The 1,015-nt window shown below is 62.0% G+C and carries 1 protein-coding gene and 1 pseudogene; both read left to right on the top strand.

The features are described from left to right. Nucleotides 1-286: pseudogene (locus BKH20_RS13600) on the top strand (hypothetical protein); the annotation flags it as partial. 108 nt (nucleotides 287-394) lie between these two features. Further along, entirely contained in the window at nucleotides 395-1,012 is a 618-nt protein-coding gene (locus BKH20_RS13595; protein WP_256693205.1) for a hypothetical protein, read from the top strand. Nucleotides 1,013-1,015: the final 3 nt, after the last annotated feature.

Raw genomic sequence — 1,015 nt, 5'->3', positions numbered from 1 at the left:
CGGCACCATCGACCTCAACGGCACCACCCTGTCCATCACCGGCCTGGCCACCGACGAGCGCAAAGGCCTCACCCCCGAAGCCGCAGCACCCGTCATCCACACCGTCAACAACTGCCAAGCCGCAGGACTCACCACACTCCAACTCAACGACGGGGCCAAGAAGGAGCCCTCCAGCGACGACCTCTGGCTGACCTTCACCTGCAACAACGGCACCTGGACACCACAGCATGGCGGCAACACCGGCCAAGACGAAGCCGCCATCCTCAACAAAGCCGCCGAGCTCTAGACACCCCACCACCCCACCTGCCTTGCTCTCACCTGACCGAACCGACTCGACCCGCAGGAACGGCCGATTTGAGAAAATACGCCCATTCAGCCGATAAGGGAGTAGCCGATGCCTGATGAGCAGACCACACCTGAACACAGAGGAGGCGTTGGCGCAGACGAAGCCCTGGCCGTCAACTCGGGCAGCGGAGCCTCTGTCGGCCGGAGGAAACCGTCGTCGGGCAGGTCGGCGGGGTGGTGGGCCATCCGGTTCGTGCTGGTCGTCCTCGTGGTGATCATTGGTGGTTACGGTTGCTTACTCTACGTCAACCTGAACCCCGACATTGGCCCGGACGGCTTCCAAGTCCGGCGCGTTGCCAGCACAGCCTCCGAGCACCTCTCCAGCAGCCCTGACGTCATCTCCGCCGAGACCACTGATGCCTTAGCCGACCTCAGCGGCAACAACGTCCGACTGGATGTGCGTCTCAAGGACAACACCAGTGCAGAGGCGGCCGCCAACCTGCTGGCCTCAACCTGGCAGAAAACACTCCAGGAGGAACCCGACTACTCAGGCGAGTTCATCATCTCGGTGTCCTGGAACGCCAAGGGCACCACCATCGACATCGACGTCTATTCTCAACGAGATCCCGAGGCAATCCGGACCGACGTGAAACGAGCACTCACCCCCGTCGGAGAAGCGAAGACCTTCACCGGCAAAATCGACGAGTATCAGGAGGCTTATTCATAGGGG

Source organism: Actinomyces oris (genome assembly GCF_001937445.1).
In the GTDB taxonomy this organism is placed as follows: Bacteria; Actinomycetota; Actinomycetes; order Actinomycetales; family Actinomycetaceae; genus Actinomyces; species Actinomyces acetigenes.
This window is presented reverse-complemented; position numbering and strand designations above follow the sequence as displayed.